This window comes from Saliniferula longa (assembly GCF_050789285.1).
Classification (GTDB): domain Bacteria; phylum Pseudomonadota; class Alphaproteobacteria; order Rhodobacterales; family Rhodobacteraceae; genus CAVPWP01.
Genome location: NZ_JBOUVX010000003.1, coordinates 505,752 through 527,087 on the forward strand (window position 1 = coordinate 505,752; position 21,336 = coordinate 527,087).

The 21,336-nt window shown below is 69.7% G+C and carries 15 protein-coding genes and 1 pseudogene; 3 read left to right on the top strand and 13 right to left on the bottom strand.

Annotated elements, in window-relative coordinates:
* Positions 1-12: 12 nt before the first annotated feature.
* Genes ACRDNQ_RS15545 through ACRDNQ_RS15555 form a run of 3 tightly spaced genes read right to left on the bottom strand, consistent with a single transcriptional unit; the run spans position 13 to position 3,396 of the window.
* Positions 13-1,188, bottom strand: a complete 1,176-nt coding sequence (locus tag ACRDNQ_RS15545; protein ID WP_431829602.1) for a malate--CoA ligase subunit beta — start codon at positions 1,186-1,188, stop codon at positions 13-15.
* A gap of 22 nt (positions 1,189-1,210) precedes the next feature.
* Complete coding sequence (locus ACRDNQ_RS15550; protein WP_431829603.1) at positions 1,211-2,164, bottom strand: HpcH/HpaI aldolase/citrate lyase family protein; 954 nt, start codon at positions 2,162-2,164, stop codon at positions 1,211-1,213.
* Positions 2,165-2,193: 29 nt separating this feature from the next.
* The gene (locus ACRDNQ_RS15555) at positions 2,194-3,396 is read right to left on the bottom strand and encodes a pyridoxal-phosphate-dependent aminotransferase family protein (protein ID WP_431829604.1); all 1,203 of its coding nucleotides are present in this window, start codon (positions 3,394-3,396) and stop codon (positions 2,194-2,196) included.
* 139 nt (positions 3,397-3,535) lie between these two features.
* Between ACRDNQ_RS15555 and ACRDNQ_RS15560 the strand changes: the two genes are divergently transcribed.
* Complete coding sequence (locus ACRDNQ_RS15560) at positions 3,536-4,939, top strand: helix-turn-helix domain-containing protein (RefSeq protein ID WP_431829605.1); 1,404 nt, start codon at positions 3,536-3,538, stop codon at positions 4,937-4,939.
* 22 nt (positions 4,940-4,961) lie between these two features.
* On the opposite strand, the gene ACRDNQ_RS15565 is transcribed toward ACRDNQ_RS15560, so the two are convergent.
* The 7 genes and pseudogenes from ACRDNQ_RS15565 to ACRDNQ_RS15595 form a co-directional block, all read right to left on the bottom strand.
* The gene (locus ACRDNQ_RS15565) at positions 4,962-6,647 is read right to left on the bottom strand and encodes a calcium-binding protein (protein WP_431829606.1); all 1,686 of its coding nucleotides are present in this window, start codon (positions 6,645-6,647) and stop codon (positions 4,962-4,964) included.
* Positions 6,648-6,680: 33 nt separating this feature from the next.
* Positions 6,681-8,081: a nucleotide sugar dehydrogenase gene (locus ACRDNQ_RS15570; protein ID WP_431829607.1), complete on the bottom strand. Its 1,401-nt coding sequence runs from the start codon at positions 8,079-8,081 to the stop codon at positions 6,681-6,683.
* Between the two features lie 112 nt (positions 8,082-8,193).
* Entirely contained in the window at positions 8,194-9,780 is a 1,587-nt protein-coding gene (locus tag ACRDNQ_RS15575) for a glycosyltransferase (RefSeq protein WP_431829608.1), read from the bottom strand.
* The gene (locus tag ACRDNQ_RS15580) at positions 9,777-10,463 is read right to left on the bottom strand and encodes a hypothetical protein (RefSeq protein WP_431829609.1); all 687 of its coding nucleotides are present in this window, start codon (positions 10,461-10,463) and stop codon (positions 9,777-9,779) included. Before ACRDNQ_RS15580 ends, ACRDNQ_RS15575 begins: the two co-directional genes overlap by 4 nt.
* 259 nt (positions 10,464-10,722) lie before the next feature.
* Positions 10,723-11,208: a bacterioferritin gene (bfr, locus tag ACRDNQ_RS15585; RefSeq protein ID WP_431829610.1), complete on the bottom strand. Its 486-nt coding sequence runs from the start codon at positions 11,206-11,208 to the stop codon at positions 10,723-10,725.
* Positions 11,209-11,234: 26 nt separating this feature from the next.
* Positions 11,235-11,450, bottom strand: a pseudogene (locus ACRDNQ_RS15590) ((2Fe-2S)-binding protein); the annotation flags it as partial.
* Positions 11,451-11,569: 119 nt separating this feature from the next.
* Positions 11,570-15,175 (bottom strand): hydantoinase B/oxoprolinase family protein, encoded by a 3,606-nt coding sequence (locus tag ACRDNQ_RS15595; RefSeq protein WP_431829611.1) that lies wholly within the window; start codon positions 15,173-15,175, stop codon positions 11,570-11,572.
* A gap of 436 nt (positions 15,176-15,611) precedes the next feature.
* Here ACRDNQ_RS15595 and ACRDNQ_RS15600 point away from each other — a divergent pair, with 436 nt between their 5' ends.
* Both ACRDNQ_RS15600 and ACRDNQ_RS15605 read left to right on the top strand, forming a co-directional pair.
* Positions 15,612-15,923, top strand: a complete 312-nt coding sequence (locus tag ACRDNQ_RS15600) for a MocE family 2Fe-2S type ferredoxin (protein ID WP_431829612.1) — start codon at positions 15,612-15,614, stop codon at positions 15,921-15,923.
* A 186-nt stretch (positions 15,924-16,109) separates the two neighbouring features.
* Positions 16,110-17,225: a Gfo/Idh/MocA family protein gene (locus tag ACRDNQ_RS15605; RefSeq protein ID WP_431829613.1), complete on the top strand. Its 1,116-nt coding sequence runs from the start codon at positions 16,110-16,112 to the stop codon at positions 17,223-17,225.
* Here the strand turns inward: ACRDNQ_RS15605 and ACRDNQ_RS15610 are convergent.
* The 3 genes from ACRDNQ_RS15610 to ACRDNQ_RS15620 are packed head-to-tail and all read right to left on the bottom strand — an operon-like array spanning position 17,222 to position 21,287.
* The gene (locus tag ACRDNQ_RS15610) at positions 17,222-18,664 is read right to left on the bottom strand and encodes an FGGY family carbohydrate kinase (protein WP_431829614.1); all 1,443 of its coding nucleotides are present in this window, start codon (positions 18,662-18,664) and stop codon (positions 17,222-17,224) included. The two genes, ACRDNQ_RS15605 and ACRDNQ_RS15610, sit on opposite strands and share 4 nt — an antisense overlap.
* A 3-nt stretch (positions 18,665-18,667) precedes the next feature.
* The gene (locus ACRDNQ_RS15615) at positions 18,668-19,888 is read right to left on the bottom strand and encodes an FAD-dependent oxidoreductase (protein WP_431829615.1); all 1,221 of its coding nucleotides are present in this window, start codon (positions 19,886-19,888) and stop codon (positions 18,668-18,670) included.
* Positions 19,881-21,287: an NAD(P)/FAD-dependent oxidoreductase gene (locus tag ACRDNQ_RS15620; protein WP_431829616.1), complete on the bottom strand. Its 1,407-nt coding sequence runs from the start codon at positions 21,285-21,287 to the stop codon at positions 19,881-19,883. Before ACRDNQ_RS15620 ends, ACRDNQ_RS15615 begins: the two co-directional genes overlap by 8 nt.
* Between the last annotated feature and the right edge of the window lie 49 nt (positions 21,288-21,336).

Genomic DNA, 21,336 nt, shown 5'->3' on the forward strand with positions numbered 1-21,336 from the left:
TGTGCCCTCCTCTCAGGCGGCGGCGGACGTGGGGCGGGCGGCGACGGCGGCCTCGGCCGCCTCGGCCAGCGTGTCGGCGGCGACGATCGGCAGGCCCGAGCCGCGCAGGATCTCGCGCCCGGCCTCGACGTTGGTTCCGGCAAGGCGGACCACCACCGGCAGGGTCAGCCCGACCTCGCGATAGGCCTGCACCACGCCCTTCGCGATCCAGTCGCAGCGGTTGATGCCGGCGAAGATGTTGACGAGGATCACGCTGACGTTGCCGTCCGACAGCACCGTGCGAAAGGCCTGGCAGACCCGTTCGGGGCTGGCGCCGCCACCGATGTCGAGGAAGTTCGCAGGCTCGCCGCCCGCAAGCTTGATCATGTCCATCGTCGCCATGGCCAGGCCGGCGCCGTTGATGATGCAGCCGATGTCGCCTTCAAGGCCCACGTAGGCCAGGCCGTTGTCGGCGGCCATCGCCTCGCGCGGGTCTTCCTGGCTGGGGTCGCGCAGTGCGGCCACCTGCGGGCGGCGGAACAGCGCGTTGGTGTCGAAGCTCATCTTTGCGTCGAGCGCCACCAGATCGCCCGCGCCGGTCACGACCAGGGGGTTGATCTCGACCATCATGGCGTCAAGGTCGCGGTAGGCGCGGTAGCAGGCGCGCAGCACGTTCACCATCTGACCGACCTGCCCGCCCGAAAGGCCCAGAGCGAAGGCCAGTTCGCGGGCCTGGAACTCGGCCAGACCCACCGCCGGGTCGACGACCATGCGCACAAGGCTGGCCGGGTCGCGCTCGGCCAGATCCTCGATCTCCATGCCGCCATGGGCGGAGGCGACGATCATGATGCGCTCGGACTTCCGGTCGAGGACGAAGCCCAGATAGAGTTCGCGCGCGATGTCCGATCCTTCCTCGACCCAAAGCCGATAGACGCCCTTGCCCGCCGCGCCGGTCTGTTTCGTCACCAGCGCACGCCCCAGAAGCGAAGCGGCGTAGCTGCGGACCTCGTCTTCGGACCGGCAAAGCTTCACGCCGCCCGCCTCGCCACGGCCGCCCGAATGGATCTGCGCCTTGACGACCCAAAGCCTGCCGCCCAGTTCCCGCGCCCGGTAGGCCGCCTGTTCGGGGCTGTAGGCCACCCCGCCGCGCGGCACCGGCACGCCGAAACCGGCAAGGATTTCCTTGGCCTGATGTTCGTGGATGTCCATGTCGTTCTCCCCTTGCGGCCGCTCACGCCTTGGCGGCGATGGCGCGGGCCGTGTCGATTACGTTGCGCGCCATCTTTTCGGACGCGGCGTCGATCATCTTGCCGTCCAGCGCGGCGGCCCCCCGGCCTTCGGCCTCGGCCTTCCTGAGTTCCTCGATGATGCGGTTGGCCCGGGTCACCTCGGCCTCGGGCGGGCTGAAGACCTCGTTGGCCATGCCGACCTGGCTGGGGTGGATGGCCCATTTGCCCTCGCAGCCCAGCGCCGCCGCACGGCGCGCGCCGGCCTTGTAGCCCTCGGGGTCGCTGAAGTCGCCGAACGGGCCGTCGATGGCGCGCAGGCCATAGGCGCGGCAGGCGATGACCATGCGGGTGATCGAGGCATGCCACTGATCGCCCGGGTAGTCGGGGTTGAGCCCGCCGATGTTGACCGTGCGCGCCCGCATCGAGGCGGCGTAGTCGGCGACGCCGAAGTGCAGCGCCTCGAGCCGGCCCTGCCCCTGATTGGCGAATTGCGCGATCGCCTCGACATTGGCCATGCCCAGCGCCGTCTCGATCAGCGCCTCGAGGCCGACCCGCGTCTCGCAGCCGGTCGCCTGTTCGATCTGGCTCACCATGGCCTCGACCATGTAGAGGTCGGCCGGAACACCCACCTTCGGCACCAGAAGCGTGTGCACCCGGTCGCCGGCCTTCTCCATCACGTCGACGACGTCGCGGTACATGTAGTGCGTATCAAGCCCGTTGATCCGCACCGATACGGTCTTGCCCTTGCCGGTCCAGTCGATGTCGTTCAGCGCCTCGATGGCGTTCCTGCGCGCCTGCTCCTTCTCGGGCGGGGCGACGGCATCCTCAAGGTCGAGAAACACGAAATCGGCGGCGCTGTCGGCGGCCTTGTCGATCATCGCCGGGTTCGAGGCCGGAACGGCCAGTTCGGACCGCTGGAGCCTTTGCTTGCGCAAGGGATGAAGTGTGTGCGACATCGTCTTGTCTTTCCTGTCTTTTCAGATCGTCATTCGGCGGCAAGAGGCAGCCGCGCTGCGGCCCGGTCGGGGCCCGCGAACCACAGCTGGGCCGCCCCCACGCCCGCGCCGGGCTGAAGCTGCACGCCGGCGCGCAGCAGCGCCATTTCGGCCACTGAAAGCGCGGTCAGGCACATCGCCTCGTTCAGGTCGCCCAGATGCCCGATACGGAAGGCACGGCCCTGGAGCGGCCCCAGGCCCGCGCCGAAGGAGGTGTGGAAATCGTCATAGGCGATGCGCAGAACGTCGCGCGCGTCGACGCCCTGCGGCACTCGGATCGCCGAGACGGTGTCCGAGCACAGCGACGGATGCGCCGCGATCAGATCAAGGCCCCAGGCCGCGATGCCCCGCCGCACCCCTTCGGCCAGCCGGCGGTGGCGGGCGATCACGGCATCGAGCCCCTCGGCATCGATCCGGTCGAGCGCGGCGCGCAGGCCATGCAGAAGCGGTATCGGCGGGGTGTAGGGGAAATAGCCGCCCGCGTTCATGCGCACCATGTCCGAGAACTCGAAATAGGCGCGGCGCAGGGTGGCGGTGCGGGACGCCTCCATCGCCTTTTCGCTGACCGCGAGGATGCCCAGCCCCGGCGGCAGCATCAGGCCCTTCTGGCTGCCGGTCACGGCAAGGTCGACGCCCCAGTCGTCCATGCGGAAGTCGATCGAGGCGATCGAGGACACCCCGTCGACGAAAAGCAGCGCGTCGTGGAAACATTCGTCCAGCGCCCGGCGCACGGCGGCCACGTCCGAGGTCACGCCGGTCGCGGTTTCGTTGTGGGTGACGAAGACCGCGCGTATCCGGTCCTTGCGGTCGTTGCCAAGGTGCCGAGCGAAGTCGGCCACCGGGCAGCCCGCGCCCCAAGGAACGTCGATCACCTCGACGTCAAGGCCCAGCCGCTCGGCCATCTCGACCCACAGGGCCGAGAACTGGCCGTGCCGCGCCATCAGCACCCTGTCACCGGGGTTGAGCGTATTGGTGATCGCCGCCTCCCATGCGGCGGTGCCCGAGCCCGGGAACATCATCACCTGCCCCGTCCGGGTGCGGAACAGCCCCCTGAGGCGGTCGAAGAGCGGCAGCGTGAGGTCGCCGAAGTCGGACGCGCGCATGTCCTGCATGGGCACGTTCATCGCCTGGCGGACGCTGTCGGGCACGTTGGTCGGGCCGGGAATGAAAAGCTGAAGCTGTCCGGTGCGCATCTTGGGTCCTCCCTCACACGGCGGTCCCTAGATGCGCCCGAAGCCGCGAAACTCGAAATCCTTCCGGGTCCTGCTGTGAATGCGAGATTTTACAGAAGTCCCAAATTGTAAATCTGTGAAGTTTGCGGTATGAAAAGGGATGCTCAAGACCTTCATCGGACCACGCCTGCGCCGCCTGCGCCTTGAACATGGGGAAACCCAGGCGCAGATGGCGCGCGCGCTGGGGATCAGCACCTCCTACGTCAACCTGCTGGAAAAGAACGAGCGGAGCGTCTCGGTCCCGGTGATGCTCAAGCTCTTCGAGGCCTACGGCGTCGACTGGCGCGACATCGCCGAGGATGACGACACCTCGACCCTGGCCGACCTGCGCGCCGCGCTTCAGGACCCGCTCTTCGAGGTCCAGCGCCCGGATCTGACGCAGCTGCGCGCGGCCCAGATCCACAGTCCCGACCTGGTGTCGAGCTTTCTCAAGCTGCATCGCGCCTTTCTGGCCGCGACCGACCAGCTGCTCAGCCTTGCCGGGGCGGGCGAGGCGCGCGAGGTCCTGCAAAGCTCGCCCGAGGCGACGGTGCACAACTTCTTTCGCCGCAACCGCAACCACTTCGAGGCGCTCGAGGCCGCCGCCGGCCGGTTCTGGGAGGGCGAACGCGTGCCCACCGACGACGCCTATGCCCGGGTGAAGGCGCGGCTTCTCGACAAGCTGGGCCTGCGCGTGCGGCTGGTCACGGTGGCCGAGATGCCCGACACCCTGCGCCAGTACGACGAGGCGCGGCGCGAGGTGCTGCTCTCCGAGGCGCTCGACCATCCGAACCGGCTGTTCCAGCTTGTCCACGTGGCCGGCCTGATCGAGCAGCGCGCGGTGCTGGACGACCTGCTGGCGCAGTCGGGCATCGACGATCCGCACGGCCTTGCCCGCTGCCGGGTCGAGTTGGCCAACTACTTCGCCGCCGCCGTGCTGATGCCCTATGGCCCCTTCCTGGCCGAGGCGCTGGCGTCGAAATACGATTTCGACCACCTCGCCACCCGCTTCGGCGTCAGCTTCGAACAGGCCTGCCACCGCGCCACCACTTTGCAGCGGTCAGGCGCGCAGGGGGTGCCGTTCTTCTTCCTGCGCATCGACAAGGCCGGCAACGTCACCAAGCGCTTCAACGCGACGGATTTCCATCTGGCCGAATACGGCGGCGCCTGCCCCCGGCTCGAGGTTCATTCCTCGTTCCGCACGCCGGGGCGGATCGTGCCGCAGTTCGTCGAGATGCCGGACGCAAGCCAGTTCTTCGTCTTCGCCCGCACCGTCGACCGGCCGAGCTTCACGCGCCATTCGCAGGACATGCGCCTTGCGGTGGCGATGGGCTGCGGGGTCGAGCACGTGGGCCAGATCGGCTATGCCGAGGACCTGCGCCTTTCGGACGCGCGCACCACCCCGATCGGGATCAACTGCCGGGTCTGTCCGCGCATGTCCTGCGACCAGCGCGCGCACCAGGCCGCCGTGATCTCGGAGCCGCTGGACGAGCGGCGCCGGGGCGCCACCCGATACGCGAGCTAGGCCGCGCGACGGCCGGACGGGCCTAGGCCCAGTCGATCCCGGCTTCGACCAGCGCCGTGAAGGCAAGGCCGTCCATGCCGCGGAAGTTGTCGATCTGGATCTCCAGGTCGCCAAAGTCCAGAAGGCCGTGACCGCCCTCGATCAGGCTGAACGCATCGGCGAAAAGATCGGCCGGGTCGAGCCCGCCGAAGCCGAGGCCCACGAATTGAATCGTGTCGCCGGCCGAGAAGTCGGTGATGCGGTTGCGCGATCCGTCCGCGGCGTCCTTGCGGAACACGAAGACGTCGGCCCCGGACCCGCCGGTGAGAAGGTCGAAGCCCGCCCCGGCCTCGAGCTGGTCGTCGCCCGAGGTGCCCAGAAGCGTGTCGTTGCCCGCCCCGCCGCGCAGGGTGTCGTTGCCGCTGTTGCCGTTCAGAAGGTCGTCTCCGGCGCCGCCGTCCAGAAGGTCGTTCTCCGTGCCGCCCGACATCACGTCGTTGCCGGCCTGACCGAACAGGATGTCGTCGCCCTGTCCGCCCGACAGGACGTCGTTGCCATTGCCGCCGCGCAGAAGGTCGTTGCCGCTGTCGCCGTTGATCAGGTCGTCGCCGTCCTGTCCGTCGAGGGTGTCGTCGCCGAGGCCGCCGTAAAGCGAATCGTTGCCCTGGTTGCCGTTCAGGACGTCGTTGCCCTCGCCGCCGTGCATCTTGTCGTTGCCAAGGCCGCCGCGCAGCGTGTCGTTGCCGGTGTCGCCCCACATCTCGTCGTTTCCGTCGCCGCCGATCAGAAGGTCGTCGCCCGCGTCACCCGACAGGAAGTCGTTGCCCTTGCCGCCGTTCAGCACGTCCGCGCCCTCACCACCCATCAGGTCGTCGTCGCCAGCGCCGCCCTGCAGCGTGTCGGCGCCGTCGCCGCCCACCAGGACGTCGTTGCCGTCACCGCCCGAAAGGAAGTCGTTCCCCAGGGAGCCGGAAAGAACGTCGTCGCCCTTCCCGCCGTTCAGGCGATCGTTGCCCAGACCGCCGAAAAGCGTGTCGTTGCCCGAACCGCCGTCCAGCCGGTCGTCGCCGTCGCCGCCATCGAGATCGTCGTCGCCGTCGTCGCCGAAAAGCCGGTCGTTGCCCGCGCCCCCCAGAAGCACGTCGTGGCCGCGGCCTCCGCGCAGGGTGTCGTTGCCCATACCGCCGATCAGCCGGTCGTCGTCGTCGCCGCCATCGAGAAGGTCGTTGCCGTCCCCGCCGTCAAGCACATCCGCGCCCGCGCCGCCCCGGACGGTGTCGTTGCCGCCGTCGCCCGAGACGGTGTCGTTCCCCGAGCCCGCATTGATCGTGTCGTTGCCGTCCCCGCCTGCGATCTGGTCGTTGCCCGGCAGCCCCAGGATGCGCTCGGCCGACGCGGTGCCGGTCAGCACGTCGTCGCCGGGCGTGCCGCGCAGCGGCCCGCCGCCGTCGGCGGGGTTGCCCTTGGGCTTGTCGTTGCCCACGGGCTTGTCGTTGCCGTTGGGCTTGTCGTTGCCGTTGGGCTTGTCATTGCCGGCGGGATTGTCGTTGCCGGCAGGAGTGTCGTCGCCCTTCGGCTTGTCGTCGTCCTTCGGCTTGTCGTCGCCCTTCGGCTTGTCGTTGCCGTTCGTGCCGCTGTTGCCTGGCGCGGCACCCTCGCCGAAGATGTCGTCGAGAACAGGCGGAAATTCGGGCTGGAAGGCGGGGGGGAAGGCAGCGGGTTTGGCCATGAACGGGGTCTTTCCTGATCTGAAATGTGGGGGTTACCAGCCGATGCCGGCGTAGCCGCGGCCTTCCGGAGCAGTCTCGAAAAGCTGGACGACGTCGATCACCTGCACCGGCGCCCGAGCAAGAAGCGCGCGATAGATCGGCAGGCTGTGGGTGACGATCACCGCATCCGAGGCGGCGATCACGTCTTCGGGCGTGTCGCACAACAGCCCCGGCAGGCGGCGGGCAAGCCGCGCAAGCCCCGGCGCGCCGTTGCGTACATAGGCAAGCTGCTGTTCGATCGGCGTGTCGGGCGTAACCGCCGCGTCATGCGCCAGAAGCTTGACGCCGTCGTCCATCAGCTCGGACATCACATCGAGGATCGGGCTTTCGCGCAGGTCGTCGGTGCCCGCCTTGAAGGCGACGCCCAGAACGCCGATCCGCCGGGCGCCGGTCGCGCGGGCCAGCCGCAGGGCCTCGGCGATCTGGACCCCATTCGACGGGGCGAGGCTTTCGATCAGCGGCAGGTCGACCCCGTGGGCGCCCGCCAGATGGGTCACGGCGCGCACCTCTTTCGGCAGGCAGGACCCGCCGTAGGCAAAGCCCGGCTTGAGATAGTAGGGCGACAGGTTCAGTTTCTCGTCCTGGACAAAAACGTCCATCACGTCGCGCCCGTCCACGCCCATCGCCTTCGAGAGCCGTCCGACCTCGTTGGCGAAGCAGACCTTCATCGCATGCCAGACGTTGTCGACATACTTCACCATTTCGGCGGTCTCGATCGTGGCGCGGATCGGCGCCGCGTCGACGGGGTCGAAGATCCGCTCGACCATGGCGGCGGTGCGGTCGTCGGTGGCGCCGATCACGGTCTTCGGCGGGTTGTGGAAGTCGTCGACCGCGACGCCTTCGCGCAGGAACTCGGGCACGAAGGCCAGGCCGAAGCCCTTGCCCGCGACCTTGCCCGAGACCTCTTCGATGATGCGCCCCATGACCCCGCGGGTCGTCCCCGGCGGAACCGAGCAGCGCAGCACGACGGCGTGGAAGTCCGACTTGTCGGCCAACGCCCGGCCGATCTCGCGCGCGGCGGCTTCGATGTGGCGATGGTCGCAGCCGCCGTCCTCGGCGGTCGGCGTGCCCACGGCGACGATCGTCAGCGTCGTCGCGCGCACCGCGGCGGCAAGGTCATCGGTCGTTCCAAGACGGCCGGTCGCCACGCCGTCGGCCAGCAGGTCGCCCAGCCCCGCCTCGTGGATCGGCGCCTGGCCAAGTCCGATCATCTCGACCTTGCGGGGATCGAGGTCGACACCGATCACCGGATGCCCCAGCGCGGTCAGGCAGCCGCAGGAGACGGCGCCGACATAGCCAAGGCCCACGACGCTGATCGCGACCTTGTCACTGACGATCTGGGGACGAAACGATGCGGCAGTGTCTGCAATCAGCGCGGTGGTCGCGTCGAACATTCCGGGCACCCGTTAACCTTGAATTTCCGTTAACGTGAAATGACCGTGAGATTGGGTCAGAACCGGGGCAGAAACAGCGTATTTTTTGTGGTTTTTCAGGTCTGAAAAGCGATCAGAAGATCTGCGGCAGGGGCAGCATCCCGCCCAGGACGCCCACCAGGTAGATGAAGACACCGGCCGCCGTCACGAGCTGGTAGGTCGCGAAGACGGTCTTGGCGCCATCCCCCAGCCCCGCCCCTTCGCCCGCAGTCTGTCCGCCGCGGTTGGCCCAGCTCTGGCGGCGCAGGAAGAACTGCAGATAGGCCTTCACGCAGGCGTTCACGATCTGGTTGGCGTAAAGGAAGAACGGCCAGGCCAGATCGACCCGGCGGGCATAGCGGAACAGGTAGAGCGACAGCACCAGCCGGGACACGAGGACCCAGAGCACCGCGCCGGTGAGGTAGCCGGGTTTGACGAAAACCGCGAGGAACACCAGCGTCGGGCTGATCAGGGTGGTCCAGATCGCGATGCGCTGGTCGAGGACGCACCACCAGATGAAAGGCGGCACGCGGCGCGGGCCCAGCGCCAGCGCCCGCGCGCCGTTGCGCAGCATGTTGCCCGACCAGCGGCGCAGGTTCTGGATCATCCGGTTGATGCCGTTTCCGTGGATGATCTCGACCGTGGCGACGCAGGCATCGGGCACATAGCCCATCTTCGCCCCCCGGGCGAGAAGGTAGTACCAGGTGCTCTTGTCGTCGCCCGACAGGAACCGGAAACGCCCCCAGAGCCAGTGATCGAGGTGATCGGCCTCGATCGTGCGGACGAAGCCCTCGTTCACGATGTGGCGGGCGCGGAACATGCTCATCCGGCCGGTCAGCGTCAGGACCCGGTCGCTCAGGACGTGGCTTTGCATCGCCAGCCGCCGCTGGGTGAAGCGCAGATCGAGCCAGCGCTGCATCCAGCGCGGACCGTAGACCACGACCTCTTCGTCGGTGGTCAGGGCCTGAAGCTCGGGGTCGGCGCCGAACATCGCGCAGCAGCGCGCCAGCGTGCCCGACCCCAGGATCGAATCGCCGTCCATGAAGACGATCAGGTCGTCGGGATCGGGGCCCGAGCGGATGATCGCGCGCATCACCAGCCCGATCGCCATGCGCTTGCCGGGCTGGTTCTGCCGGATGAAGACGATCTCGGTGTCGAGGTCGGGGGCGTAGTCGCGCACGAAGGCGGTGATGACCTCTTCGTCGCCCGGCGCGCCGGTTCCGATCCAGATCGTCGCGGCAAGCCCCTCGTCCTGGACCTGGTCAAGGATGGCGCGGATCACGTGGCGCGTGATCGCGGGCTCCTCGCGGTAGGTCGTCATCTGGAAATGCACGTGGCGCGGGCGCCATCCCCCGGCCCAGACGCGGTCGCGGGCGCGGCGGATCTGCGGCCAGCGGAAGGCCATGAACTGTTCCGAGCGGCGGCCGTGATTGAACCACCAGCCATAGCGCCAGATCCCGATCGCACCGAGGACATAGGTGATCTGCAGGACCTCGGGATCGAAAAGGTGGTTCGGCAGCCAGGTCAGCGCGATCCAGAAGAACAGCACATAGGCCCAGAGATACAGCGCCTGACGCACCGACCACTTGGCCAGACCCCGGGGGCGCGGCCCCGAGATTTCGGCAAGCCTGCGGTCGATGTCGCCTTCCAGATCGACGGGCGTCGTGCGGGCGTCGGTCATTGCCCGCCGGCGGCCGGACGCCCCGCGCCGGTCGTGAGCGCCGCCTCGAAATTGCCCCCGAGACTGGCCGACAAGGCGCCGAGACCGGCGCCCAGAGGCGCCGCAGCGACGGGCGCGGGCGCCTCAGGGGCGCCGGTCAGTTCCATTTGCGTGATCGCGGGCGGCACAGCGGCCTGCGCGACCGGCTCGAGACCCGCGTTCAGACGCTCGACGACCGGCGAGATGATCGGGCTGTAAAGCAGCGCGCCCAGCATCCCGTAAAGCCCGATGACGGCGGCCGCGCGCATCGGACGGGGCATTCGCGCGGGCTGGGCCTTCGCCTCGGCCCGGGTCTGGGACATCGGCACCGGTTCGACCGGGATGTCCATCGCCGCGATCATGCCATCGACGGGCTCGGCGCGGCCGGTGACGATCTCGCGGTAGAAGTGGCGCAGGATGCGTTCCTTGCGGTCGTCAAGATCGACGAAACGCATCAGGTTGGTTTCGCTGTCGCGGCGCAACGTGACGTCAAAGGCGATCTCGAAGCCCTGGAACGGCAGGGTAAGGCGCGCCTCGCCCTCGCTTCCGCCCAGTCCCTGGGGCGGCTCGATTCCGTCAAGACTCCAGCGTTCGATGGTCACGCAAGCGCCTTCGCCCACCTCCATTCGAAGGGGCGCGCGGATCAGAAAGCTCAGATCCGACATGGGGCGCTCGTATCTTACACGCATTCGTTGGGTTCGCTCCGGCGCTGCGCGTTTACCGATTACCAACCAAGCCGGCGAAAATGTGGCGCATCAGAGACGATCGCAAGAATGCCGCGACAATCCCACCGGCGGCCGGGCGATTGTCACCGCAAGGCGCGCGAACTGCGGCGCAAGCGCATCCGAAGCGCGACGCGGGCGCCACGGGATGGCCATCGCCGGGGCGGCATGATTCGGGGCGCGGGTCGGGGCGCGGGTCGGGCTATTCGGCCTCGTCCATCTTCGAGGCATTCAAGAGCGCATAGCGTTCCGCGCCGATCCGGTCGAAGAGGTCGATCTGGGTTTCGAGGAAATCGATGTGGCCTTCCTCGTCGGCCAGCAGTTCCTCGAACAGTTCCATCGACACATAGTCGTTCACGGACTGGCAGTAACCGCGCGCCTCGCGGTAAAGCTTCGCGGCCTCGTGTTCGGCGGCGAGGTCGGCCTCGAGCGTCTCGCGCGGGGTCTGTCCGATCCGCAACGGGTCGAGCTTCTGAAGGTTCGGGTGGCCTTCGAGGAAGATGATCCGCGCGATCAGCTTGTCGGCATGGTGCATCTCTTCGACGCTTTCCTCGCGGCTTTTCTTGGCCATGTGGCCAAGGCCCCAGTCCTCTTGCAGGCGGTAATGCAGCCAGTACTGGCTGACCGCGGTCAGTTCGCTGCGCAGGGCGGAATTGAGATACTCGATGACCTTGGCGTCGCCCTTCATGGCTGGCTCCCTTTCTGGCGGTTCCCGCGCAGGGTGCGCAGGTCGGCCGGAACTTCAAAGCTGTCGCTTTGCCGCATCGTGTCGATGAAGTGCGGCAGGCAGCCCCCGCAATCGGCCTTCTTGCCCAGCGCCCGATAGACCTTGCCCGGCGTGATCAGCGTGTCCGGGTCCGCGGCGCGCATCCAGTCGACGGCGGCACGAATGTCGCGGTCGGTGATGTTCATGCAGTGACAGACGATCATGGCGGGGACCGGAGGAGTGGGCCAAGGGGGTAGCGCGAAGCCTGAGCTTTTTTGTCGACCTTGTCAATTCCGACAAAAGCAGTCGGTTTTGGGCGTCCTGTCGCACTCGGCCGCGGGCGTCAGCCGGGCAGGTAGCCGCCGGAGGTGGGGGTGATCACCGTCACCGCCTCGCCCGGGTCGAGCACCGTCTGCGCGCAGGCCGGCAGAACCTCGACCGAGCCGTCGCGCCGGCGCACCTCGGTCCGGCCCACCTGCCCGTCGCCGCCGCCCGCCAGACCGCGCGGCGCGCGGTCGCGGTGCGACGACAGGATCGCGCAGTCCATCCGTTCCAGAAACCGGATCCGCCGCTCGGTGCCGTCGCCGCCCCGGAAGGCCCCCGCCCCGCCCGAGGCCGGCCGCAGCCCGAAGTGCTCCAGCACGACGGGGAACCGCATCTCGAGTACCTCGGGATCGGTCAGGCGCGAATTCGTCATGTGGACATGCACGCCCGAGGTCCCCGCGAAGCCGGCCCCCGAGTTCATCCGGCCCGCAGGCGAGCCCGAGCAGATCGTCTCGTAATACTGGTAGGTCGCGTTGCCGAAGGTCAGGTTGTTCATCGTGCCCTGCGCGTTCGCCATCGCGCCCAGCGCCCCGAAGATCGCGTTGGTGACATGCTGGCTGGTCTCGACGTTGCCGGCCACGACCGCGCGCGGATAGGCCGGCCGCAGCATGCAGCCTTCCGGGATCACAATGCGGATCGGCCGCAGGCAGCCCGCGTTCATCGGGATCGGCGCCTCGACCATCACCCGGAAGCAATACAGGACGGCGGCCCGCGTCACCGGTTCGGGGGCGTTGAAGTTGTTCGGCCATGCCTCTGACGTGCCCGTGAAATCGACCGTCGCCTCGCGCGCGGCGCGGTCCACGGTGATCTTCACGCGGATCACCTGCCCGGTATCGGTGGGATAGGCGTATTCGGCATCCTCGAGCCGCCCGATCAGGCGGCGCACCTCTTCGGCCGCGTTGTCCTGGACGTGGCCCATGTAGGCCTCGACGGTATCGAGGCCGAATTCGTCCACCATGCGGCGCAGCTCGGCCGCGCCGCGTTCGTTGGCGGCGATCTGGGCCCGAAGGTCGGCGATGTTCTGCTCGACGTTGCGGACGGGATACGGGTGGTCGGTCAGCAGCTTGCGCAGCGCCTCTTCGCGGAACGTCCCCCGGTCGACCAGCAGGAAATTGTCGATCAGCACGCCTTCCTCGTCGACGGTCGTGGCCAGCGGCGTCATCGACCCCGGCGCGGTGCCGCCCACGTCGGCATGGTGCCCGCGCGCCGCGACCCAGAAAAGGATGCGCGCCCCCGCCCCGTCGAAGACCGGCGAGACCACCGTGATGTCGGGCAGATGCGTTCCGCCGTTGTAGGGCGCGTTGAGGGCGAAGACGTCGCCGGGGCGCACCCGGCCCGCGTTCAGCCGGATCACCGTCTCGACGCTGCGGTCCATCGAGCCAAGGTGCACCGGCATGTGCGGCGCGTTCGCCACCAGCGCCCCGGCCGCATCGAAGACCGCGCAGGAAAAATCGAGCCGCTCCTTGATGTTGACCGAATGCGCCGTGTTCTGAAGCGCCACGCCCATCTGTTCGGCGATGTTCATGAAGAGGTTGTTGAACACCTCGAGCAGGATCGGATCGGCCGCCACCGTCCCGGCCGCCGACTGCCGCGCCTGCGCGGTGTGGCGACGCATCAGGATGTGGTCGCGGGATGTCAGTTCGGCGGTCCAGCCTGGCTCGACCACGACGGTCTGGTTCGGCTCGATCACCAGCGCGGGGCCGCGCACCTGATCGCCTGCGGCAAGGTCCGCGCGCCGGAAGACTGCCGCCTGGACCCGGCGCCCGCCGGTGAAGACGGGCACCGCCTGCGCGGCCGCCACCTCGCGCCGTGCGGCCCCGGCCTGCCCGCCGGCATCCCGGGCGCGCCCGCGCTCGGTCCGCTCGACCTCGACGGCCTCGACGGTGACGGGCTTGCCGGGGCTGACGAAGCCGAATTGCGCCTTGTGCGCGGTCTCGAAGGCGGCGCGGGCGGCGGCGGGATCGCCGGTCCAGTCGACGGGAAGCGCGGTGTCGGTCCCGGCGTAGCGCAGGTGCAGCCGTGTCGCGGCCTCTGTCTGATCGGCGGCCACGCCCTGCGCGGCCAGTTCGTCCACGATGGCGGCGTCGAGCGCCTCCTGAAGCCGTGCGATGGCAGCAAGCGAGGCCGCCTCCAGCGGGTCGACCAGCGCCTGCTGGCGCGCGACCGCGACGGTGGCCTGCCCGATGCCATAGGCCGACAGAAGGCCCGACAGCGGGTGGATCAGCACCGCCTCCATGCCCAGCGCGTCGGCGACGAGGCAGGCGTGCTGGCCGGCCGCGCCGCCGAAGGCGTTCAGAAGGTATTTCGTCACGTCGTAACCGCGCTGGACACTGATCTTCTTGATCGCGTTGGCCATGTTCTCGACCGCGATGGTCAGGAAGCCCTCGGCCACCTCTTCGGGCGACCGGTCGCCGGCGATCGCGGCGAACTTGTCCGTCACCGCAGCGGCGTCCAGCGCCTCGTCCTGGCCGGGTCCGAAGACGCGCGGGAAGAACTCGGGCCGAAGCTTGCCCAGCATCACGTTGGCGTCCGTCACCGTCAGCGGCCCGCCCCGGCGATAGCAGGCCGGGCCGGGATTCGCGCCCGCCGAGTCGGGTCCCACGCGAAAGCGGCCGGGTTCGGCGTGCAGGATCGACCCGCCGCCCGCCGCGACCGTATGGATGCGCATCATCGGCGCGCGCATCCGGACGCCGGCCACCTCGGTGTCGAAGGCGCGTTCATAGGCGCCCGCCGAATGCGCCACGTCGGTCGAGGTGCCGCCCATGTCGAAGCCGATGACGCGGTCGAAGCCCGCCTCGCGCGCGGTCTCGACCATGCCGACGACGCCGCCCGCAGGGCCCGACAGGATCGCGTCCTTGCCCTGGAACCGGTCGGCGGCGGTCAGCCCCCCCGAGGACATCATGAACTGAAGCGTCGGCCCCGGCTGCCCGGGCGGGGTGGCCCCCAGCGCATCTGTCACCCGTGCCACGTAGCGGCGCAGGATCGGCGAGAGATAGGCATCGACCACCGTCGTGTCGCCGCGCCCGACCAGCTTGACCAGAGGCGAGACCTCGTGGCTGACCGAGACCTGCGCAAAGCCCATGCCGCGCACCATCGCGGCAAGCGCGGCTTCGTGCGCGGGGTTCTTCCAGGCGTGCATCAGCACGATCGCCACCGCGCCGATCCCGTCCGCACGCGCCTGTTCCAGCGCCCCAAGCACGCCATCGGCGTCAAGCGGCGTCTCGACGGCGCCATCGGCGCGCAGGCGTTCGTCGACCTCGACCACCCGCTCGTAAAGCTGTTCGGGCAGGATGATTTCCTTGGCGAAGATGTCGGGGCGGGCCTGATAGGCGATGCGCAGCGCGTCGCGGAAGCCGCGCGTGATCAGAAGCAGCGTCCTGTCCCCCTTCCGTTCGAGAAGGGCGTTGGTGGCGACCGTGGTGCCCATCTTGACGGTGCCGATGCGCGACGGCTCGACGCGCCCGCCCAGAAGCCTGCGGATGCCTTCGATGGCGGCGTCGGCATAGGCCTCAGGGTTCTCGGACAGAAGTTTGAGCGGATGCAGCGCGCCCTTCGGGTCGCGGCCCACCACGTCGGTGAAGGTGCCGCCGCGGTCGATCCAGAAATCCCAGGCCCCTGCGGTCATCGCGCGTTCTCCCGCGCCGGAAGGGCGCGCCGTTCAGAAGACGTGGTTCAGGGAAAATCGCCCGAAGATCAAGCGTGCTCGGGCCTTCCACCGGCGGGACGGGTCCCCTGCCGGATGCGCTGCGGGCGTGCGGTCATGGCGCAGGCGTCGGTCTGGACCCCGATGCGGGCTTCACCTGCGGCACGTGCAAGGACGGGAGGCGTAGGGTGCCGTTATTGAGTGGTTTTGAGGTGTTCCCGATCTCGGGCCGACCCAGACCACATGGCTTTTCTGCAAGATATGCCGGGCTTCGCCGGTCGCCCGCACCGCCCGACTTCGTCAAAACCCATCGAAACCGGATTGACAGCGCCGCGCGACTCGGACGAACTCGACGGGGCTGAAACGGGGCATCGGCGCGCCACGACGCGGGCCGACGACACGGCGGGGAAGGACAGGCATGACCGACTGGGTCGACGTCTGCGACGAAGAAGAAATCGATCTCGAGGATGTCCTGCGCTTCGATCACGGCGGCCGCACGTTCGCGATCTATCGCTCGATGGAGGGCGAGGTCTTCGCGACCGACGGCCTGTGCACGCACGAACAGGTGTACCTTGCCGGCGGGCTGGTCATGGATGACGTGATCGAGTGCCCCAAGCACAACGGCCGCTTCAACTACAAGACGGGCGAGGCGCTGCGCACGCCGGCCTGCGTCAACCTTGCCACCTACCCCGCCCGGGTCGCGGACGGGCGCATCCAGATCCAGGTCTGACGCCATGCCCGTGCCGATCCCCTGCCTGAGGGGCGGCGCAACGGCGTCGGCGGCGCGCCGGGCCACCGCACCCCGGGGACAGGCGATCGGTGGCCCGCCTGACCTCACGCCGCGGCACCGCGCGTTGCGCATTGTCGACCACGCTGCCGAAACCGCGGCAGCGACCCGCAGGCTGGAGCTTTTGCCATGACATCGGACGCCGCCGACACCGACACCTACGCCCTGAAATCCGCCGCCCTGCCCGAGATCCCGGCCCCGGATCTGCCCTATCGCCCGCCGATGCCCAGATCCTATCGCCCCGGGATCGGCATGATCGGCACAGGCGGCATCTCGGCAAGCCACCTTGACGCCTACCGGACGGCCGGGTGGCACGTCGCCGCGCTGTGGAACCGCACCCGCGCCAAGGCCGAGGCCAAGGCGGCCGACTATTGCCCCGGCGCGCGGGTCGAGGACGACTGGCGGGCGATCCTGGCCGACCCCGGGATCGACGTCGTGGATATCACGCTGCACCCCGAGCACCGGACCGAGATCATCCGCGCCGCGCTGACCGCGGGCAAGCACGTCCTGAGCCAGAAGCCCTTCGTCACCGACCTCGGCGTGGGCGAGGACCTTGTGAAGCTGGCCGACGACAAGGGGCTTCGGCTTGCCGTGAACCAGAACGGCCGCTGGGCGCCGCACATGGCCTGGATGCGCGAGGCCGTGCGCGCGGGCCATGTGGGCGAGGTGATCTCGGCCCATACGCTTGTGCACTGGGACCACGGCTGGACCGCCGGAACGCCCTTCGACGCGATCGAGGACCTGATCCTTTACGACTTCGGCGTGCATTGGTTCGACTTCCTCAATTCGCTTGTCGGCCCCCGGGTCGAGGCCGTCTTCGCCACCTCGGCGCGTGCGCGCGGGCAGTCGAACAAGGTGCCGCTCATGGCGCAGGCCCTGGTGCGGATCGACGGCGGGCAGGCTTCGCTCGTTTTCGACGGGGCGGTGTCACAGGGTCCCCGCGACACGACCTTCGTGGGTGGAACCGCCGGCAGCCTGCAGTCCGACGGATCGGATCTTGGCGTGCAGGCGGTCACGCTGACCACGGCCGCGGGGATCGCCCGGCCGGCGCTGGAGGGCACCTGGTTCAACGACGGTTTCCGCGGCGCGATGGGCGAGCTTCTGTGCGCCATCGAAGATGGGCGCGAGCCCGTCAACGGCGCGCGCGAGAACCTGCGCTCGCTCGCGCTGGCCTTCGCCGCCGTGGAAAGCCGGATCACCGGGCGCGAGGTCTCGGTCGGCGCCGCCCGGCGGCTGGCGGGTTAGGAGGCGGCCGCTTCCGCGCCGCGTGCACGGGCGCCGAAGGCCTGCACGGCGGCGCGGGCTTCGGTGAAGGTCGCGGCCCAGCCGGGCGGCACGGGCCGGGGCGAAAGCCGGACGCCGCCGGGCCGCCGCCCGATGGCCGCGCCGATGCCTTCGGCGGCCAGGATGGCGGTGCCCAGGGCGGTCAGCTCGGGCTCGTCCGAAACCAGCACCTCGCGCCCCAGAGCGTCGGCGAGGAACTGGCAGAACCAGCGGTTGCGGGTCATCCCGCCGTCGATCGAGACCGGCGCCGCGATGGGCACCGCGACCTCCATCGCCGCCACGACCTCGGCCGTGCGGAAGGCCACACCTTCGAGCACCGCCTGCACCAGATCGCGCGGCCCGGCATCCAGCGTCATCCCCATCCAGGCGCCCTTGGCGGCGCGATCCCAGTGCGGGCAGGCCAGCCCGGCGAGTGCCGGCACGAAGGCCAGCCCGCGCGAGATGGCGGGCGGGCGGTCGAAACCCGCGATCTCGTCCCAGTCGGAAAACAGCCCCAGGCCGCGCGCCCAGTTCAAGGCGGCGGCCGCGGCATGAACCCCGCCGTCCAGCGCATAGACCGGCCGCCCGTCCGCGCCCATCCAGGCGACGGTGGGCAGCGGGCCGCCCTGCGCCAGGGGCAGGTCGGGGCCGGCCACGGCCAGCACGAAGGCCCCGGTGCCGAAGGTGATCTTGGCCGCGCCGCGGTCGGCGCAGCCGTGACCGCGCAGCGCGGCCTGCTGGTCGACGATGCTGGCCGACAGCGGCAGCCCGCGGTCGCCGATCTCGCCCAGGTCACCCGAGGTCGCGGTGATGCGTGGCAGCGCCTCGACCGGCACGCCGAAAAGCGCGCAGAGCTCGGCGTCCCAGGCACAGGTGGCCAGAGACATGAGCGAGGTGCGCGAGGCGGTGGCCGCGTCGGTCTCGAACCGCCCCGTCAGGCGGTGGCGGAAGAAGGCGTCGGTGGTGCCAAGGCAAAGGTCCCCGCTGGCGGCAAGGCGCTGGGCCTCGGGGACCTCGCGCAGGAGCCAGCCCAGTTTCGAGGCCGAGAAATAGGGATCGAGCGGCAGCCCCGCGCGCGCCAGCGTCAGCGCCTCGGCCCCCGCGGCACGCAGCCGCGCGCAGTCGTCGGCCGTGCGTTCATCCTGCCAGACGATCACCGGGCTGACCGGGCGGCCGCTGCGGCGGCTCCACGCGAGGCAGCTTTCGCCCTGGTTATCGATGCCGACCGCGCGCGCGTCGCCGGCCAGCGCCACGGCCGAGGCGACGTTGGCCAGAAGCTCGTCCGGGTCATGTTCGACCCAACCAGGACGGGGATAGATCTGGCGGTGGGGGATCGCGGCGACCACCTCGGCGCGGCCGGCGTCATCGACAAGGACGGCGCGGGTGCTGGTCGTGCCCTGATCGACGGCGAGAACGCGCATGGGCTATCCTTCCTCGAAGACGACATCGACGCGGCCGCCCGGTGCCGGCAACGGCAGCGTCAGCCGCCGTTCAGGAAGGACCGAAAGGCGGCGCCCGGCGATCTCGTGCCCGTCGACGCGCAGCCCAAGCCGACCGTGGGCGCCATGGTCGGCCCGGATCTGGAACTGCCGAAGGGCGGGCGCGCCCTGCCCGCTCAGCCGTTGTGGAAGGGCGTATTTCAGTCCGGCCACGCCGATGCGGGTTCCGCGCGGCGCGGCGCCCTCGGCAAGATCGCGCGCGATGACGCGGGCGACGGCGCGGCCTTCGGCCCAGCACCAGCCCGCGGTTTCCACCGGGCGCAGAAGATTGCCGGCGGCGTAGTAGCCCGGCTCGGAGCAGCGTCCGCCTTCGTCGACCTCGGGACCGCCGGTGCCGGGATCGACCGCAAGGCCTCCGGCGCGGGGCAGGAAGGCTTCGGGACGGAACTGGCCGGTCACGACCACGCCGTCGGCGGCAAGGCGTTCGGGACCCTTGGGCGTGGACAGCACCACCGCCTCGACCCGGTCACGGCCCTCGATCGCCGCGATCCCGGTGGACAGCCGCAGCGGCACGCCCAGAAGACGCGGCAGCGCCGGGGCGGGCTGGCGCGCGGTGACCCGCGTGCCCGGATCGACCATCGCGACGGGGCGGATGCCGGCGTGGCGGCAGGTGAGAAGCGCCGAGAAAGCCACAAGCTCGGTCCCGAGGATCACCGGCGCGCGGAACGGGCGCAGGCCCGCGCCATAGACCAGGCTTTGCAGCGCGCCCGTCACCATGACGCCGCCGGGCTTGGTGCCGCCGATCAGGCGGGCGGCGCGCGGCGTCTCGCGCACGCCGGTCGCCAGAAGAACGGCGCGGGCCGCGATTCGCGCCTCGCCCGCGTCCGAGGTGACGGTCAGGACCGGGCCGGGATGAAGTGCCACGACCATGACGCCGGTGCGGATGTCGGCCCCGGCCTGCCTCGCCGCCGCCGCCAGCGCCCGGGCATAGGCCGGGCCGCGCAGGAGGCGGCGAAACTCGCGCAGGCCATAGGGCGAATGCCCGCAAAAGCGCGGCACGCCGCCGGCCTCGAGGTCGCGTTCCAGCACAAGAACCGAGCTTACGCCCAGCGCCTTCAGCTCGGCCGCCGCCGCAAGCCCCGCCGGCCCGCCACCGACGATCACCACGTCGGCCTCGGCCGGCAGGGCGGAGACGGGATCAGCCATGCGGCAGCGCCTCGGCGAGGGGCGCGTCGAAGACGCCCTGCGTCATCTCGGCCAGCCCGGCGGTGCAGTGGAACCCCTGGCAGCGGCCCATGGTGACGCGAGTGCGGCGCTTCAACCCCGCAAGGCTGCGCGCGCCAAGGGGGCCGTCAAGCGCGGCCGCGATCTCGCGCCGCGTGACCAGTTCGCACTGGCACAGGATGCCGCCGTGGCCGGGCGCCTGCCAGTCGCGCGGGGCGGCCTCGCTGATGTTCGGGACGCGGGGCCAATGCAGCATCTCCGGCGGGGCATAGCCGTGGCCCGCGGTGGCGGTCAGGCGAAAGACATGGGCCGCCGTGCCCAGGGCCGAGCTCAGCCCGGTGGACCGGATGCCGCCCACGGTGACATAGTTCAGACCCTCGTGCAGGCGGATGCAGTAGTCCTTGAATTCCGTCGCGGGGCGCAAGCCGGCGTAGATCGCCGTGACCTCGTGATGCTTCAGCGCGGGCAAGATCTCTTCGCCCCTCGCGCGCAGGCCAGCCAGGGCATCGGCGTCAAGGCCAGCGCGGTCGCGGTCGTCCTGATCCTCGGCCGTGGGACCGACCAGCAGGTTGCCGAAGGCGGTCGGGCAGACGACGACGCCCTTGGTGATCTTCGTGGGCACCGGCAACAGGATGTGGCGGACAAGACCGAAGGCGGGCTTGTCGTAGACGACGAACTGGCCCTTGCGCGGACGGATGGTGAAGTCGCGTCGGCCGATCAGCACCTCGTCCAGGCGGTCGCCGTAAAGGCCCGCAGCGTTCACGACAAGGCGGGCGCGCAGGTCTCCGCGCGTTGTGCGAAGCGTCCATTCGCCGCCCTCGAAGGCACCGCCGGTGACAGCGCAGCCCCGGCGCACCTCGGCCCCGTGGGCCAGGGCCTGCGCCAGGTAGGCCAGCGGCGCCGACCACGGGTCGATGACGTATTCGCACGGCACGCGGAAGCTGGCCCGGACGCCCGGCGCAAGGCCGGGTTCCAGGGCAAGCGTCTGCGCGCGGGTCAGCGGTTCGACATCGTCCACGCCGTTTTGTCGCGCCTGCGCGATGAGGTCGGGCAGCGTCGCCTCCTGATCCTCGGTCCAGGCAAGGACAAGCGCGCCGGTCCGCAGAAGCGGCAGGTTCAGGCGGTCGCGGATCGACAGGTATTCGGCATAGCCTTCGGTGATGCAGGCGGCCTCGACCGATCCGGGGGGCGCGTCGAACCCGGTGTGCAGGATCGCGCTGTTGCCCTTCGAGGCGCCATCGAGGATATCGGCGGCCTTTTCGAGCAGAACGACCCGCGCGCCTTCAAGGGCGTATTTGCGCGCCAGCGCGCAGCCGATCACGCCGCCGCCGATCACGGCGACGTCGAACGGCCCTTCGCCTGCTGGAGAGGTGGTCTGCATGCTCCCGCCGTCTCTGCCGCCCCGGCATCCGGGGCGGCCCTTGGCCGGA

Excerpts from the sequence above, each read along its gene's own strand:
- ACRDNQ_RS15600 (WP_431829612.1), top strand. The coding sequence starts at position 15,612 with ATGACCGACTGGGTCGACGTCTGCGACGAAGAAGAAATCGATCTCGAG.
- ACRDNQ_RS15615 (WP_431829615.1), bottom strand. The coding sequence starts at position 19,888 with ATGGCTGATCCCGTCTCCGCCCTGCCGGCCGAGGCCGACGTGGTGATC.
- ACRDNQ_RS15595 (WP_431829611.1), bottom strand. The coding sequence starts at position 15,175 with ATGACCGCAGGGGCCTGGGATTTCTGGATCGACCGCGGCGGCACCTTC.
- ACRDNQ_RS15570 (WP_431829607.1), bottom strand. The coding sequence starts at position 8,081 with ATGTTCGACGCGACCACCGCGCTGATTGCAGACACTGCCGCATCGTTT.
- ACRDNQ_RS15610 (WP_431829614.1), bottom strand. The coding sequence starts at position 18,664 with ATGCGCGTTCTCGCCGTCGATCAGGGCACGACCAGCACCCGCGCCGTC.
- bfr (WP_431829610.1), bottom strand. The coding sequence starts at position 11,208 with ATGAAGGGCGACGCCAAGGTCATCGAGTATCTCAATTCCGCCCTGCGC.
- ACRDNQ_RS15575 (WP_431829608.1), bottom strand. The coding sequence starts at position 9,780 with ATGACCGACGCCCGCACGACGCCCGTCGATCTGGAAGGCGACATCGAC.
- ACRDNQ_RS15580 (WP_431829609.1), bottom strand. The coding sequence starts at position 10,463 with ATGTCGGATCTGAGCTTTCTGATCCGCGCGCCCCTTCGAATGGAGGTG.
- ACRDNQ_RS15565 (WP_431829606.1), bottom strand. The coding sequence starts at position 6,647 with ATGGCCAAACCCGCTGCCTTCCCCCCCGCCTTCCAGCCCGAATTTCCG.
- ACRDNQ_RS15555 (WP_431829604.1), bottom strand. The coding sequence starts at position 3,396 with ATGCGCACCGGACAGCTTCAGCTTTTCATTCCCGGCCCGACCAACGTG.
- ACRDNQ_RS15620 (WP_431829616.1), bottom strand. The coding sequence starts at position 21,287 with ATGCAGACCACCTCTCCAGCAGGCGAAGGGCCGTTCGACGTCGCCGTG.
- ACRDNQ_RS15605 (WP_431829613.1), top strand. The coding sequence starts at position 16,110 with ATGACATCGGACGCCGCCGACACCGACACCTACGCCCTGAAATCCGCC.
- ACRDNQ_RS15550 (WP_431829603.1), bottom strand. The coding sequence starts at position 2,164 with ATGTCGCACACACTTCATCCCTTGCGCAAGCAAAGGCTCCAGCGGTCC.
- ACRDNQ_RS15545 (WP_431829602.1), bottom strand. The coding sequence starts at position 1,188 with ATGGACATCCACGAACATCAGGCCAAGGAAATCCTTGCCGGTTTCGGC.
- ACRDNQ_RS15560 (WP_431829605.1), top strand. The coding sequence starts at position 3,536 with ATGCTCAAGACCTTCATCGGACCACGCCTGCGCCGCCTGCGCCTTGAA.